General features: G+C 39.8%; 14 protein-coding genes. 9 read left to right on the top strand and 5 right to left on the bottom strand.

The window, feature by feature from the left end:
* Positions 1 to 175 precede the first annotated feature (175 nt).
* Together AACS98_RS08370 and AACS98_RS08375 are read left to right on the top strand one after the other, a co-directional pair.
* A complete protein-coding gene (locus AACS98_RS08370) occupies positions 176 to 694 on the top strand; it encodes a hypothetical protein (protein WP_066378230.1) in 519 nt (172 codons plus the stop codon).
* Between the two features lie 219 nt (positions 695 to 913).
* Positions 914 to 1693, top strand: a complete 780-nt coding sequence (locus AACS98_RS08375; protein ID WP_369815967.1) for a DUF3153 domain-containing protein — start codon at positions 914 to 916, stop codon at positions 1691 to 1693.
* Positions 1694 to 1719: 26 nt separating this feature from the next.
* Here AACS98_RS08375 and pdxH read toward each other — a convergent pair whose 3' ends face one another.
* The gene (pdxH, locus tag AACS98_RS08380) at positions 1720 to 2364 is read right to left on the bottom strand and encodes a pyridoxamine 5'-phosphate oxidase (RefSeq protein WP_066378154.1); all 645 of its coding nucleotides are present in this window, start codon (positions 2362 to 2364) and stop codon (positions 1720 to 1722) included.
* Positions 2365 to 2505: 141 nt separating this feature from the next.
* Between pdxH and AACS98_RS08385 the strand changes: the two genes are divergently transcribed.
* Entirely contained in the window at positions 2506 to 3591 is a 1086-nt protein-coding gene (locus AACS98_RS08385; protein ID WP_066378156.1) for an AI-2E family transporter, read from the top strand.
* Positions 3592 to 3802: 211 nt separating this feature from the next.
* Here the strand turns inward: AACS98_RS08385 and AACS98_RS08390 are convergent, their stop codons facing one another.
* The gene (locus tag AACS98_RS08390) at positions 3803 to 4435 is read right to left on the bottom strand and encodes a DUF1361 domain-containing protein (protein ID WP_066378159.1); all 633 of its coding nucleotides are present in this window, start codon (positions 4433 to 4435) and stop codon (positions 3803 to 3805) included.
* A gap of 193 nt (positions 4436 to 4628) precedes the next feature.
* On the bottom strand, positions 4629 to 5108 hold the full coding sequence (locus tag AACS98_RS08395) for a hypothetical protein (RefSeq protein ID WP_066378233.1): 480 nt from the start codon (positions 5106 to 5108) through the stop codon (positions 4629 to 4631).
* A gap of 213 nt (positions 5109 to 5321) precedes the next feature.
* Here AACS98_RS08395 and AACS98_RS08400 point away from each other — a divergent pair, with 213 nt between their 5' ends.
* The 6 genes from AACS98_RS08400 (at position 5322) to AACS98_RS08425 (ending at position 11500) form a co-directional block, all read left to right on the top strand.
* A complete protein-coding gene (locus AACS98_RS08400; protein WP_066378162.1) occupies positions 5322 to 6458 on the top strand; it encodes a succinylglutamate desuccinylase/aspartoacylase family protein in 1137 nt (378 codons plus the stop codon).
* 269 nt (positions 6459 to 6727) lie between these two features.
* Entirely contained in the window at positions 6728 to 7684 is a 957-nt protein-coding gene (era, locus tag AACS98_RS08405; protein WP_066378164.1) for a GTPase Era, read from the top strand.
* Between the two features lie 469 nt (positions 7685 to 8153).
* Complete coding sequence (locus AACS98_RS08410) at positions 8154 to 8438, top strand: HU family DNA-binding protein (RefSeq protein ID WP_066378166.1); 285 nt, start codon at positions 8154 to 8156, stop codon at positions 8436 to 8438.
* A gap of 26 nt (positions 8439 to 8464) precedes the next feature.
* Positions 8465 to 9562 (top strand): threonine-phosphate decarboxylase CobD, encoded by a 1098-nt coding sequence (gene cobD / locus AACS98_RS08415; RefSeq protein ID WP_066378169.1) that lies wholly within the window; start codon positions 8465 to 8467, stop codon positions 9560 to 9562.
* Positions 9563 to 9657: 95 nt separating this feature from the next.
* The gene (locus tag AACS98_RS08420; RefSeq protein ID WP_066378173.1) at positions 9658 to 11112 is read left to right on the top strand and encodes a dihydrolipoyl dehydrogenase family protein; all 1455 of its coding nucleotides are present in this window, start codon (positions 9658 to 9660) and stop codon (positions 11110 to 11112) included.
* Between the two features lie 163 nt (positions 11113 to 11275).
* Complete coding sequence (locus AACS98_RS08425; protein WP_066378176.1) at positions 11276 to 11500, top strand: type II toxin-antitoxin system HicB family antitoxin; 225 nt, start codon at positions 11276 to 11278, stop codon at positions 11498 to 11500.
* Positions 11501 to 11782: 282 nt separating this feature from the next.
* On the opposite strand, the gene AACS98_RS08430 is transcribed toward AACS98_RS08425, so the two are convergent.
* Positions 11783 to 12142, bottom strand: a complete 360-nt coding sequence (locus tag AACS98_RS08430) for a hypothetical protein (RefSeq protein WP_066378178.1) — start codon at positions 12140 to 12142, stop codon at positions 11783 to 11785.
* Positions 12143 to 12179: 37 nt separating this feature from the next.
* Complete coding sequence (locus tag AACS98_RS08435; protein ID WP_066378180.1) at positions 12180 to 13955, bottom strand: DUF3685 domain-containing protein; 1776 nt, start codon at positions 13953 to 13955, stop codon at positions 12180 to 12182.
* Between the last annotated feature and the right edge of the window lie 422 nt (positions 13956 to 14377).

The following is a 14377-nucleotide window of genomic DNA, read 5'->3' on the forward strand; positions in this document are numbered from 1 at the left end:
GATGAGGGAGTAGGGGAGGTAGGGGAGGGTGGGGAGATTTTTCCCCAGAATTCTTTAATTTTGAATTTTGAATTTTGAATTTTGAATTGATTTGTCCCCAGTCCCCAAGAAAGATATCAACAACATTCACAGCCTTGGCAAAATGAAAGCAGTGCTGATTGGTGAGTAAACAGTGGTGAGTACAGAAAGTTTAGAATTAGCTAGAACGAGATATCAAGCAGGTAAAATCGCCTTTGAAAATGGCAAATATCGTGAATCTGTCGAAAATCTCGAAAAAGCAAGGGCTTTATTAGAGCGTAACTCCCGTTTGGGTGGCGAAGTTGATATATGGTTAGTGACAGCCTATGAAGCATCTGGACGTACAGAAGATGCGATCGCACTATGTCAACAACTCCGTCGTCATCCCCACTCAGAGACTCGTGAGCAAGCCCGCAGATTAGTTTACATTCTGCAAGCACCAAAGCTAAAACGTCCCAGTAATTGGATGACGGAAATTCCTGATTTAGCTGCACTCTCTGATAATGAAGCCAAAATCCGTATAGCCGCCAAACCCCGCAAATCTCCCGCCCGCAAACCTGCTGAAGTTGAATTTGTTGATTTGAGTCAGGTTAATACTAAAGACAATCGCTTTATCTGGGCGGCGTTAGTTGCCATTGGTTTGACGATTTCTTACTTGGTTTGGCAAGGACTATAAAATTCAAAATACCCTACGGGTGAATCCTACGGATACGCTGCGCGAGCGCGGTAGCGTCTCGTAAGAGAAGCAAGCTACAAAATTCAAAATTCAAAACTAATATTTGTTGGGCTTGTGTCAACAATGACTAGAATATTGATTTTTCTCTGAGGAGCATATTTCATGAATTATTCTATGTTGACAAGATGGTTAATGGCGTTAATTAGACCATTGCAATTAATGTTAGTAAAATTGCATAATCGCCAGATTATGCCATTTATCTTGTTAATATCGCTGCTATTATCTGGTTGTGTAAATTATGATGTAGGGGTGAATTTTCACAACTCTAATAGTGGTGAATTCGTACAGCATATCAAAATAGGAGAAAGGCTGACCAGCTTTAGCGGTGATTATGTATATGAATGGTTAAATAGTATAGAAAAACGCGCTCGCAGATTAGAAGGTAAGACTAAGCGTATTTCTAACGAGGAAATTGTGGTAACAATTCCTTTTACTAATGGTCAGGAATTACAAACTAAATTTAATGAGTTCTTTAATTCTAATCATCAGCAAAAGACTAAAGGTGAACCAGCAGAATATAACTCGGAATTACCCAAAATTGAGTCAAACTTTCTCTTGTTCCAAAACAATTTTTTATTAGTAGTACGCAACAAATTAATTTATGATTTAGACTTGCGATCGCTTACCTTAATTTCTAGCAAAGGTAATGTTTTAGCTGATGCTGGTTCTATTCTCAATTTAGAATTTGGGTTAAACACTCCTTGGGGTGCTAAAAACATACCAGTCACAGAAAATGCCATCGTACCAGAGAAACAAGGTAATCAATTAGTCTGGCAACTCCAACCCGGTGAACTCAACCACATAGAAGTGGTATTTTGGCTACCTAGTCCTTTAGGAATTGGTGGCTTATTAATTATTTTGTTGGTTTGGGGTGGCATATATCTCAGATATACTTTTATGCCTGATCCCAAATTACAGTTTGCGCCTAAAACTGAGTAAAGACGCGAGGAATCGCGTCTGTAGAATTACGGTGATAAACGCTGAATTTTCCAGCTATTATCATCTAAACGAGTATAAAGTAAGCGATCGTGTAATCTACTAGAGCGTCCTTGCCAAAACTCAATTTCTGTGGGGATCACCCGCAAACCTCCCCAATGGGGTGGGCGGGGAATCTCCTGATTTTCATATTTACTCTGCAATTCCTGCATCTGCTGTTCTAAAACCTCTCGGCTAGCGATAACTGCACTTTGATCAGAAGCCCACGCACCCAAACGACTGTTAGCCGGACGACTGTAAAAATACTGATCTGATTCCGCCTCAGAAGTTTTCTCTACACGCCCGACAATTCTGACTTGACGTTCCAATTCTGCCCACCAAAAAACCAAAGCTGCTTGGGGATTTTCCGCTAGTTCTTGTCCTTTGCGGCTGTTATAGTTGGTGAAGAAAACAAAACCCCTCTCATCAAAATCTTTGAGCAGCACCATTCTAGCCGAAGGACTCCCATCTGGTGTAGTTGTGGCAATAGTCATAGCATTGGGTTCGGGAAGTTGGGCTGATAATGCCTGATCAAACCACTGTTTAAATTGTATAAAAGGATTAGGATTAACCTCGGTTTCGCTCAAACCTTGCAAGGTATAGTCTTTGCGAAGGTCGGCTATGGTTCTGTCCATTGTCATTTGTTTCCTTAATGTCAAATATGTTATCAAAGAAGGCAGGAGCCTGGCGAGGTAATACTAGAGCCTAGGAAAATCACTGTTGACTATTGACTCTTGACTATTAACTATAGGAGTAATAAAAAGCGATTGCGTCAGATGCGCCGTTCGCCATCCCTTCAACGTTTATTATTTTATGGTCTGAGCGGCCCTATCGTCGCTCTGAATGTTTGGCTGTTATCTGTTCTGTTTAGTTACTTTCAGCACCCGATTACTATTTTGAGTTGTGCGGCGATTTTAGCTTTTTTATTGAATTATCCTGTGAAATTCTTTGAACGGGCTAGAATCAGTCGTACCCAAGCTGTAATTATCGTTTTACTTTTTACTTTAACTCTTTTTAGCATTTTGGGTGTGACTCTAGTACCAATGGTGATTGACCAAACTATTCAACTATTAAATAAAATTCCTGATTGGTTAAGTAGTAGTCAAGAAAACTTGGTGCAGTTGGAAGCGTTTGCAAAACAACGACGCTTACCTATTGATTTGAGGGTATTGAGTAATCAAATCAATGCCAGTATTCAGAATGTAGTTCAGCAGTTAGCTGGGGGTGCAGTCGGGTTAGCGGGAACTTTGCTCTCAGGATTGCTGAATTTTGTCTTGGTGGTGGTGTTGGCATTTTATATGCTGTTGTATGGCGATCGCGTCTGGTATGGTTTAATCAATCTCCTACCTGCTAATATCGGTATCCCCCTGACTAAATCTTTACAGCTAAATTTCCAAAACTTCTTCCTCAGTCAGATATTATTAGCACTATTCATGGTTGTAGTGCTGACACCCATTTTTTTAATTCTTAGAGTACCCTTTGCTTTATTGTTTGCTGTACTCATTGGCATCTCTGAGCTTATTCCCTTTATTGGGGCTACTCTGGGTATTGGGACTGTCACCCTTTTAGTGCTATTACAAAATTGGTGGTTAGCTGTTCAAGTTGCGATCGCTGCCATTCTCATGCAACAGATAAAAGATAACCTATTGTCTCCCAAGTTACTGGGCAACTTTATCGGCTTGAATCCCATCTGGATTTTTGTGGCTATTTTGATGGGATATGAAATAGCAAATTTACTGGGTGCGCTGGTTGCTGTTCCCATCGCTGGCACTATCAAAGGTACTTTTGATGCGATTAAAAATGGTAAGTCCAGTGATTTTATGTCAACAGTGACAATTCATCATGATTTTGAGCATGATTAACAGTTTCATTTGACCCTGGATAGAAGCAAATATCAAGCCTAATTGAACGCAGATGGACGCAGATAAACGCGGATAAAGACATTAGTAGGGTGCGTCAGATATCAAGCATAAGTTTATTGACAGCATTTAAGCAGTCTGACGCACTCTACAAGACTGCCATATTAGCTGTTAATTTTTACTTTTAACCTATATTGGGTGTATTAGTATCAGTTTAATCTGAGTTTATTCCCCTTATTGTATTTTTTGGCATCACCAAGCCTAGGGTTACTCGTTTCATCATCCAGTATAAAACTAGAAGTACAACAAACGTGACCGCGATAATTATTAAAGGTTGTTTTCCTAACAGTTCTTCTACACCTGTAGTTAGTAAAGCATCTGGTTGAGTAATAAAATCCCAACTGTTGAAACGTAAAAAACGACCCCAATAAATACCGATAGCACAAAGAGCATGAGTAATTAACTCAATCCATAAAATCCATTGAGTTTTACCAATGCGGTGTAAGTAGTAACCAAGATTAATTAAAGATATGACATAAGCTTCAAATCCAGCCAAAATCACCAGTAAATACACAGGAATTAGTACCAAGGTAATTATCCACACAGATTGAATTGTCCGGATGTCATGAATTAAGTGAATAACATCAGTTAATAAATACGGAGCATTTGGTAAGAAGGCATAGAAAACTAACAATCCTAACCACCATACCCAAGAGCGTCCGCGTCTAGTGCGAAACAGCCAAACACTTAAAGCTAAAGGTATAAAAGCTAGAAATAGATTCCAAGTCATCCACCTCATGTTTCTACTTAAAACCTGCAAAATTTTGGTTATTAATTCTGCTGTCATAACTTTTTAATGGCAATATATCTATATTTTTACTTGATAAATAATCTTTAAGAAAAAGAAGTTCTTAGTAGTCAATTCTCCTACCAAGAACTTCAAATAGATATTTGTCTCAATCTTGCTCTGTTCCTAGCGATAAAATAAGTTACAATCTGGTTAGGTTGGATTCCAGAATTTTGGCACAGCTCACCCTCAATTATTCTGGCTGAGTACAATACTGATTCAGTCGTTTGACGAGTACATCAGACTCCTTACCAGCAGTTGTAGCGGCTCCTGTGAGTACGGTTTCAATTTCTTTTCTGGCTTTTTGTAATGTTTCTCTACCAGATGGTGATGCTTCGGCTGCTTTAGCGTCACCTAGGGCATTCGATGCTTTGGCGATCGCTTGACTGAGATTTTGGAAAACGTTCTTAAATCCGCTTTGAATCTCTTTTAAATTAGGATCTGATAAGTTGAGTTCTCTTAAAGATTGTGTGATTGCTACTAAATCCTTAGATAATTGTAAACTTGTTGTTACTTGTTGACCTTTATTATAATCTATTAAAGCATTACCCGCATTCACGACTTGAATTAGTCGTTGACACTGAGAAGCTTTATCTTCCATACAACCAGTAGCTAGAAAAATTATGCTCACACTCACAGGAGCAATCACAATATATTTACGCCACACAGTAATTAACACTCCACCACCAATAAATCCGAAACAATACTAACGAATAATTTTGATATTGGAGAGGACTTACGCAAGTGTGACATGACAAATGTCTTGTAGGGTGCGTCAGACTGTTTAAATGCTGTCAATAAACGTATTTTTGATGTCTGGCGCACTCTACTAATATGCTACTTCCTCTATTGCCTCTGCTCCCTCAACTTTTCCCAGTAGCCTCTTATGCTTCCTGTGATTTCTACTATTCCACTGCGTCAAATGGCTTCAGGCGATCGCCTGTTTTTACAAGTATACAAATTCATCAGTGTTAACCCTGGTAAAAAGGTTTACATTCAATCGAATTTACACGGTGCAGAAATTGCTGGTAATGCAGTTATTCATCAACTAATTGAGTTTTTATCGTCAATTGAAGACACTGATTTATTAGGAGAAATCTGGTTAGTTCCCGTGTGTAACCCGATGGGGACTAATGAACGCGCTCAACATTTTTCGCCAGGGCGACATTGTGCTTATGAATTTAAAGACTGGAATCGGATTTTTTGGGATTATGAAAAAGCAGCCAATGGTTTATTAGAATTTGCTAAATCTCATTTGCATGAGAGTTTAGAAACAATTCGCCAGAATTACTTAACTATCATTAAACAACAATTCGCGCAAAATTTAGCTGAAATCAATTCTCCTAGTAGTGTACCTTACACTGAGATTTTTCGGTATCAACTCCAATCCCTGTGTCTTGATGCAGATTACTTAATTGATTTACATAGCTCTAATAATCAAGGTTTAGACTATGTTTATTATTTCCGACAACGTGAAGAAACTGCCAAATATTTTTTATTAGATTTGGGTATTTTACTGGATAAATATGATGGAGATGCTTTTGACGAAGCTTTTATTAAACCCTGGCTAGCTTTAGAGGAATGTTTTCAACAATTAGGGAGAGCAGTAAAATTTGATGTAGAAGCTTGGACATTAGAATTAGGTGCAGGAATGCAAATGAATCCTGATTCTGTAAATAAAGGTGTGGCAGGTGTAAAGAATTATTTATTACAGAAGGGTGTATTGGCAAATACTAACTTAAATTTAGCTGCCAATAAATCTGATCAGATGTACTTTGCTCAGAGTAGCAAGCGGAAAAAATACTATGCGATCGCTGGGGGGATGATTCAATCTAGAGTAGAATTAGGTACAAAAGTAAAAGCCGGCGAAAGACTCTATCAAATTCTCAGTTTTAATAAAGAAAGTCAACTACCTACAGTCATTGATATCTGTGCGGGTGAAGATGGATTAGTATTTGACGTTGCCACAAATCAAGCGGTGAATCAAGGTGAGTTTGTTTTAGGAATTCTTCATGAAATATGAACTGGCTGCTCAAGTTTTATGAACCAATCCACTTAAATGGAGTTAAAAGAACATCATAGGATTGAAACAGCAATACTCACAAAGGTAGAAGATTTGAGATAGTGGTGTATTTCTATCTCATTTTTTTTGAGAGGAAAGCAAAATATATTTAGTCGTAGATTAAACTTAAACAAAGATGGTTCCGCGCAAATCTCAGGAAGAATTGATATTTTGTGGCGTGACTTAGTAAAAACTTATCTCAGCTATAAATTATAACGGTAGAACTCACAGTGGCTAGCATTGACAATGACATTTTATCTTTTTCAGGAGATGTAGCGATTCCCCAAGCACCTCCTGAGTTCAAATCTGGTTTTATTGGCATTATAGGCCGTCCCAATGTCGGTAAATCTACCTTGATGAATCAATTAGTGGGGCAAAAAATAGCGATTACATCACCAGTAGCACAAACTACGCGCAATCGTTTAAGAGGAATTGTCACCACATCAGAGGCTCAATTCATTTTTGTAGATACACCAGGAATACACAAACCCCATCATCAATTAGGTGAGATTTTGGTGGAAAACGCCAAAATAGCGATTGATTCGGTGGATGTAGTGCTGTTTGTGGTAGAAGGAACAGTAGCTTGTGGTGCAGGCGATCGCTTTATTGCTGAGTTAGTGACTCGCAGCCAGACACCAGTAATTTTAGGTGTGAATAAAGTTGATCAACAACCCACAGATTATCAAAGTATTGATGAGAGTTATCAAGAGTTAGCAAATACTTATCAATGGCCAATAGTCAAATTTTCCGCCAAGACAGGAACAGGATTACCCCAACTGCAAACATTATTAGTTGAAAATTTAGATTATGGGCCTTTCTACTATCCGCCCGACTTGGTAACAGACCAGCCAGAACGGTTTATTATGGGGGAATTGATCCGCGAACAGATTTTGTTGTTAACCCGTGAAGAAGTTCCCCATTCTGTAGCGATCGCCATTGATCAAGTTGAAGAAACACCCAGCATCACCCGTGTACTAGCAACTATTCACGTTGAGCGCGATTCTCAAAAAGGAATTTTAATTGGAAAAGGTGGCTCAATGCTCAAAGCAATTGGTAGTGCAGCACGGGAGCAAATTCAAAAACTCATTTCTGGTAAAGTCTATCTCGAATTATTCGTCAAAGTCCAACCCAAATGGCGACACTCTCGCTTCAGATTGTCAGAGTTAGGTTATCGCATCGAAGATTGACACTCCTCAGTTAGTAGGGTGCGTCAGAATGAATATTTTCTTAGTATGGCTAGGGTTACTCGTACTGACGCACCCTACTGGATTGACACTACTAATACACAAATCAAGTCAAAAGTCAACAGTTATTGGGCATGAGATTTTCCCCTTTGCTCTCTTGCCTCCCCTGCACCCCTGCCCTATGCTGACAATAAGTATTTATTCCTAATTTTGGGGTGGTTTTGAGTGCAACAATGACCCCAAAAATAAAAAAAATGCTGAAATCCATATAAATTAACGGTTTCATCTATCCACTTCTGGCTAGTTCACCTTAGAATGATTCATTGAAAAGTCGAGTAGATGGGATTTACAGCGATTTTGAGTAGAAATACTCCCCAAAGACGACTTTTGTATTGCTCAAAACAGAGGTTTCAGTGAAGATGCGACATGGTGCATCTAGAAGAAATCTCAAGTAAACCTCAAGGAGTTCCAAATGAACAAGGGTGAATTGGTTGATGCAGTAGCTGAAAAGGCTAGCGTGACTAAAAAACAAGCAGATGCGGTTTTAACTGCTGCTTTGGAAACGATTATTGAAGCTGTTTCCTCTGGCGATAAAGTGACGCTGGTAGGATTTGGCTCCTTTGAATCACGGGAACGTAAGGCTCGTGAAGGTCGTAACCCCAAAACTAACGAAAAGATGGAAATCCCCGCCACCAAAGTTCCTGCTTTCTCGGCTGGTAAGCTCTTTAGAGAAAGAGTTGCGCCCCCAAAAGCATAGACTCTGTTGTTAGGAATCTGGATGTAATGCGGCAACCGGCTCATGGGGGAAATTTAGCTTGGGCAGCAGCAATAGCTGGCTGCCTTCCTGATGCTATTGTGGATTTTTCTGCGAGCATCAGCCCGTTGGGGCCGCCCAACAGTGCGATCGCTGCTATTCAATCGCAAATGGGAAATCTCAGGCACTATCCCAACCCAGATTACAGTGATCTGAGATTAGCTCTGGGGAACTTCCACCAAGTGCCGCCTGAGTGGATTCTACCGGGCAACGGTTCAGCCGAATTACTGACTTTGGCAGGTAAGGAATTAGCTGAACTAGCCGCAACCGTGTTAATCACTCCAGCGTTTGGCGACTACTACCGCACCCTAGCGGCGTATAACGCTCAAGTTCTGGAGTGTAACCTTCTGAGTGCTGAGAACCGAGTTTTGGGTGCTGAGTTACAGCAATTACTCAACACTCAGAACTCAGCACTGTTTACTAACTGCGCCTTGTTGCTAAATAATCCCCACAACCCAACAGGTAAACTGTTTACCCGTGAGGAAGTTTTGCCTTATTTGCAGCAGTTTGCTTTGGTGGTGGTGGATGAAGCTTTTATGGATTTTGTACCTCCCGATGAGGAACAAAGCCTGATTGGGCTGGTGCAGGAGTATGAAAATCTGGTAGTGTTGCGATCGCTGACAAAATTTTACAGTCTTCCCGGTCTGAGACTAGGATATGCGATCGCTCACCCTGACCGCCTCCGTAAATGGCAGTTATGGCGTGATCCTTGGCCTGTCAACACCCTGGCGGCGGCGGCGGCTGTAGCTGTCCTCCAGGATGAAGAATTTCAACAACAAACTTGGCAATGGCTAGCACCTGCACGCCAGCAACTGTTTCAAGGTTTAGCCAGCACCCCAGGATTAACACTCCAACAAGCTGCGGCTAACTTTTTACTCGTAGAAACAGAACAATCGAGTTTGCAGTTACAACAACAACTACTCCAACATCATCAGATTTTAATTCGTGATTGCCTGAGTTTTAAAGAACTAGGCGATCGCTTCTTCCGCGTAGCTGTACGCACTAACTCTGATAACCAACGCCTAATAACAGCGTTAAACTTAGTGCTGAGGACTGGAAGGGACTGAGGAGAGGAGAATAACTTGTAGAGACGTTGCATGCAACGTCTCTACAGACTGCTTACGCCCATGCCCAATGACTAATGACTAATAACTAATGACTAATGACCATTGACTACGACATAGTAATCGTAGGCGGAAGTCTAGCTGGACGTTACGCCGCCTTAGCTGCCACCCAATACAGAGCCAAAGTAGCATTAGTTGAAACTAGAGTGAATACCGGGTTAATTTATCGCCAAGCTATGGGCGAAATTGGCAACCTAGCCCAACATTTCGGTGATTTAGTCGGTTTTGGTGTTCACACCACACAGGCTGATACTGCCCAAAAATGCCCAATATCTGTAGAATGGCAACAGGCGATGCTGTATGCTCAAGGCGTTGCCTCCACTATCCAAGAACAGACTTCTCCGGCTGTATTAGCCGCCCAAGGAGTCGATGTTATTGTCGGTAGGGGTGAATTCCAAAGTTCTCGCCGTTTGGCATTTGCAGTTAATCAACGCTTACTGCGGGGACGCACTTATTTATTAGCGAGTGGTTCTCGTCCAGCCATTCCAAAAATTGAGGGGTTACAAGCCACCGACTATCTAACTTTATCAAATATTTGGCAAACTTTGCAAAAATCAACACCGCCTCAAGATTGGGTAATTATTGGCGGTGTTCCCCAAAGTATTGAAATAGCACAAACTTTGGTGAGACTAGGTTGCAGAGTAATTTTAATCATTAAATATCCTTACCTGCTACCTCATATTGAACCAGAAATTTCCCAATTACTACAAGCACAATTAGAAGCTGATGGGGTGCGTATCCTCACAGAAACAGTAGTAACTCAAGTCAGGCGAATTGATGGTAAAAAATGGATTCAGGCAGGAGATAAAGCCATAGAAGTTGATGAAATTTTAGTGGCTACTGGACAGCAACCAAATCTAGAAACTTTAAATTTAGCCGCCGCCAAAGTAAAATCGTATCCAAATCGGTTGCTAGTCAATGAAAAACTGCAAACTACTAACCACAGAATCTATGCTTGTGGTGATGTAATCGGTGGTTATGAATTCCCTGAATTGGCTAATTATGAAGCGAGAATTGCCATCAAAAATGCACTATTTTTACCCAGATTAAAAGTTAACTATCAACATATACCTTGGGGAATATTTTCTGAGCCAAACATGGCACAAGTTGGTTTAACTCAACTGCAAGCACAGCGACAATTTGGACGCAAAGATATTTTAGTCCTAAAACATTATTATAAATCAATAGCAGCAGCCCAATTAGCCAATAAAACTACAGGTATTTGTAAATTAATTGTCCGACGTAACGGTGAAATTTTAGGAGCAGCTATTTTAGGAGCAGAATCCAGAGAATTAATTAATCTAATTGCTTTGGCAATGTCCCAAAAAATTAATATCAAAAACTTAGGAAATTTATCAGCTATTTATCCTAGCTTTTCAGAAATTATCGCACAAACAGCCCAATTATGGAGTGAGCAAAAATTAAATAGCAACCTAGCCTTACAAGACTGGCTAGAAGGTTTCTTTTATTTTCGCCGCAATTGGAATTTATGAACCAGTGCAAGCTTGTATATTCATCTCTTAAAAATAAAAAACCTCCGCACCCCTCTGCGTTAAAAAATAAAAAATTTAGCATACTAAGGTAGGAACTGGTGCAAAATATAACTGAAGCACTGGCACAATTAAAGAACATCGAAGCAGGGGAGGAAACAGAAGAATGAAATACACAATAATTCTTCAATGCTCAGAGGAAGACCAATGTTATGTGGTTTTTTTACCTGAGTTTACCAATATAATGCAGCCTTGCACTCATGGCGATAGTTATGAAGAAGCGTTGAAAAATGCTCAGGAGGTTTTAGAAATGCTCATTGAAACAGCATTAGAAAATGGTGAACCTTTACCAGAAATAAAAATGCTAGGTGATTCTTTTCAAGTGGCATAAATTAGCACAGCGATCAAGATATCTTGCGCCTATCAGTTGCCTCGGAATAAATTCCGAATATCATAGTGTAAGTCAGTTAAGTAAGTCGATGGGAATAAATATAACTATCTTAAGTAATGTAAATTTATGGAAATCGAGTTTGTAGTAAGGACTTCAGTCCTGAAATAAGGACTAAAGTCCTTACTACGAACCTTTAATTATTGACGCTGTTCTACTTATAACTGACTGAATTTTTGTGAAAATTGCAATTTTTATGTTATCAGTTATCAATTTAATTTGTTCTCAAAAAGCATTGAGAAAGGAAGGTATTTCTAACAGATGATAGTAAACTAAAGCTCCAACTACTAAAGTATAAAGTGTTGAACTACCTAAACCAATTAAAACGTCTCGCTTCAGGTGACGTTTCTCTGTTTTTAAAAACATATCCATTGCACCAAACTGCATCATTAAAATACCTAAGACATTAGACAGCCAATAACCAATTAACGTACCGGGGAGAAACCAATCTTGATTTATGAAACTGACTAGATAACCTAAAAGCAAAGCAATTGGTAGATTAAAAAACAAATCATTCCACCAAGAAAGGGGAGACAGCATATAACCAACCCCTATCAAAAATCCACCCCGCAATTTTTTCCACATAGTTATGCTTCCATTCCTCCTTGTAGTTTATTAAAAATTATTTATAACGCTCACTGTTACGCTTAAAGTTTTTTTCTGAGAAAGATACACTACCAATACCTTGGATGATCCCACGACCTATTAAACCTAAACCACGCCCTACTATTTGTGTGAGGACAAAGACAATACCACTACCGAAAAAAGCTAATAATGATTGTAATCTAGGCGCGATCGCATCTCTAAATTCTAGTACCAATGTCACTACTAAAGGAATACCAGACAACTGTGCTAATTCCTCTCTCCGAGGCGCATAAATCGATATTGTGGCAATACCACGAGGCGCAAATACAAATAAATGATAACGGCTTTCAAAGATTTCTCTAGCTTCATTCACATATCTATTTAAACGGTATTTCCAAGATAAATCATTTCTAAATCTCTCAATCTCTCGCGTAGAAATCAATTTACGGTCATAAAAGTTTTGCTTGATTTGTTCTACATCGGCTAAATAGTTAAGTAATGGTTGTATCACACCATTAGCTACCTGAATCAATAAGTTTTCTAAAAGTAATTCAGCTTGTGAATTGGCTTCTGAACTACCTGCCGGATAGTAGTTATTATCAACTTGCAAATCTGTTTGGAATAATAAATAAGCGCATAATTCCGTAGTCATCGGAATTTTATTGAGAATTGCCGCTTGTATGATTGCAGGATTTTGTAATAATACATTCACAATTTCTATGTGGCGCTCGCCTACACGCATTTGGGAGAATTTCCCAAAAAACTCACTAACTGTGGTTTGCCACAAATCTTTTAAAATTACATTCCTCAACTCTGCTAATTGATTAATTGTGATTTGGGCATCACGCAGTTCATCTAGCTGTTGAGCTAATCTCTGCAAAATTAGGTAAAGTAATTCTCGTTTTTTCTCTTCGCGCAAGATATCAATTTCTAAAGGACTATCTGAGACGTTTTTTAAAGAGAATTGCAGTTTATTAATACAAGCAGCAAATAAATTAGATTGCAGTGTTCTGGGACTCAGTAACGGCGGCGAGGTTAAACTTGTTTGTGTATCTGAGGTGATAATCACACTAGGTGGCTGTATCACAGGTAATGTTTGTTGGGGTGTTGCTGTGAATTCCTGTAGCTGTTCTTGTTGTCTTTCTAAGGGTGAAACGAGTAAATGATTCAGCAACCAACGTGCTGTTAAGAGTTCTCGCCGTTGTCCTGCTAGCACTGCCCGGTCTAAAATTGGTAAACCAGGAATTTGTAATTGTGCTGTGACTGCTTTGAGAGCAGTATCAATGTAACCAATTCCTGATAAATGTAAATTCTGCCGCACCTTTGCCAAAGGTAAGCGTGGTGAGATTGGGGGAGGGGGAGGAGTTAATTCTGTACTAACTTTTTCTTTTAACCAATAGGAATTCCCCTTGGCTACTGCTGCCATTGCGGTGACTAATTCAGAAATAGGTGTACCTTTAGGACAGTAACCATTGACACCAAAAGCCCTAGCAGCCATTAATATTCCTGGTGCTTGTACAGAACTGAGTAACAAAATGGGTAGGGTGGGATATAAAGCTTTGAGTTGTTGACACAGTTGCAAACCTTGTTGTTGACTGTCTGGCGAGCGACTGTCACCTAATTCCAGAACTACCAAGTTCACTTGATGCGGGTCTTTTTGTCCAATTTCTGCTAGTATCTGCAAAGTTTCCGTATCTGTTGCTGCTTCTGCTACCACTTGCAAATCAGGAATTGCTTCTAAAGCTACCCGTAGCCCTAGACGGAAGATGGTGTCTGGATCAACTAATAATAATTTTAAAGGGCGATCGCTCATAGTCCACTTAGATACATCAGCACTAACTTTTCCCCATCTGGTTCAAAGTTCAACTCTTTCCCATTGTCACCTGTTTTTGTCCCCTGTTAGATGGATGATCATTGGCATAGGTAGCAGTTATACCAATTCAAAATTCTTGCATAGCCTATGGCATCGCCTAGCGTCCCGTAGGGAAGGCTTACGCCTACAAAATTCAAAATGAAGAAAGATAGATATCACAATGGTTTGGGCGTGTGTATCTGTGGCATTCTTTTTTAAAATTGGTATTAGCTTTGACGCTTTGCCTGTGCGGACTAATGTAAAACCAAGGTTTTCTAGCCTGTGTGGTGCGTAGCGTCAGCGTGATAGGCAGGCTAACCTCCGGGAAACCGTGCATAGCGTGTCTACACAGACGAGTTCCCTGTTCCCTGTTCCCTGTTCCC

It is taken from the genome of Anabaena sp. CA = ATCC 33047 (genome assembly GCF_963870205.1).
In the GTDB taxonomy this organism is placed as follows: Bacteria; Cyanobacteriota; Cyanobacteriia; order Cyanobacteriales; family Nostocaceae; genus Trichormus.

Coding starts and splice junctions, on each gene's coding strand:
- AACS98_RS08375 (WP_369815967.1), top strand. CDS start 914: ATGTTAGTAAAATTGCATAATCGCCAGATTATGCCATTTATCTTGTTA.
- pdxH (WP_066378154.1), bottom strand. CDS start 2,364: ATGGACAGAACCATAGCCGACCTTCGCAAAGACTATACCTTGCAAGGT.
- AACS98_RS08385 (WP_066378156.1), top strand. CDS start 2,506: ATGCGCCGTTCGCCATCCCTTCAACGTTTATTATTTTATGGTCTGAGC.
- AACS98_RS08390 (WP_066378159.1), bottom strand. CDS start 4,435: ATGACAGCAGAATTAATAACCAAAATTTTGCAGGTTTTAAGTAGAAAC.
- AACS98_RS08400 (WP_066378162.1), top strand. CDS start 5,322: ATGCTTCCTGTGATTTCTACTATTCCACTGCGTCAAATGGCTTCAGGC.
- AACS98_RS08410 (WP_066378166.1), top strand. CDS start 8,154: ATGAACAAGGGTGAATTGGTTGATGCAGTAGCTGAAAAGGCTAGCGTG.
- cobD (WP_066378169.1), top strand. CDS start 8,465: ATGCGGCAACCGGCTCATGGGGGAAATTTAGCTTGGGCAGCAGCAATA.
- AACS98_RS08420 (WP_066378173.1), top strand. CDS start 9,658: ATGACCATTGACTACGACATAGTAATCGTAGGCGGAAGTCTAGCTGGA.
- AACS98_RS08425 (WP_066378176.1), top strand. CDS start 11,276: ATGAAATACACAATAATTCTTCAATGCTCAGAGGAAGACCAATGTTAT.
- AACS98_RS08430 (WP_066378178.1), bottom strand. CDS start 12,142: ATGTGGAAAAAATTGCGGGGTGGATTTTTGATAGGGGTTGGTTATATG.
- AACS98_RS08435 (WP_066378180.1), bottom strand. CDS start 13,955: ATGAGCGATCGCCCTTTAAAATTATTATTAGTTGATCCAGACACCATC.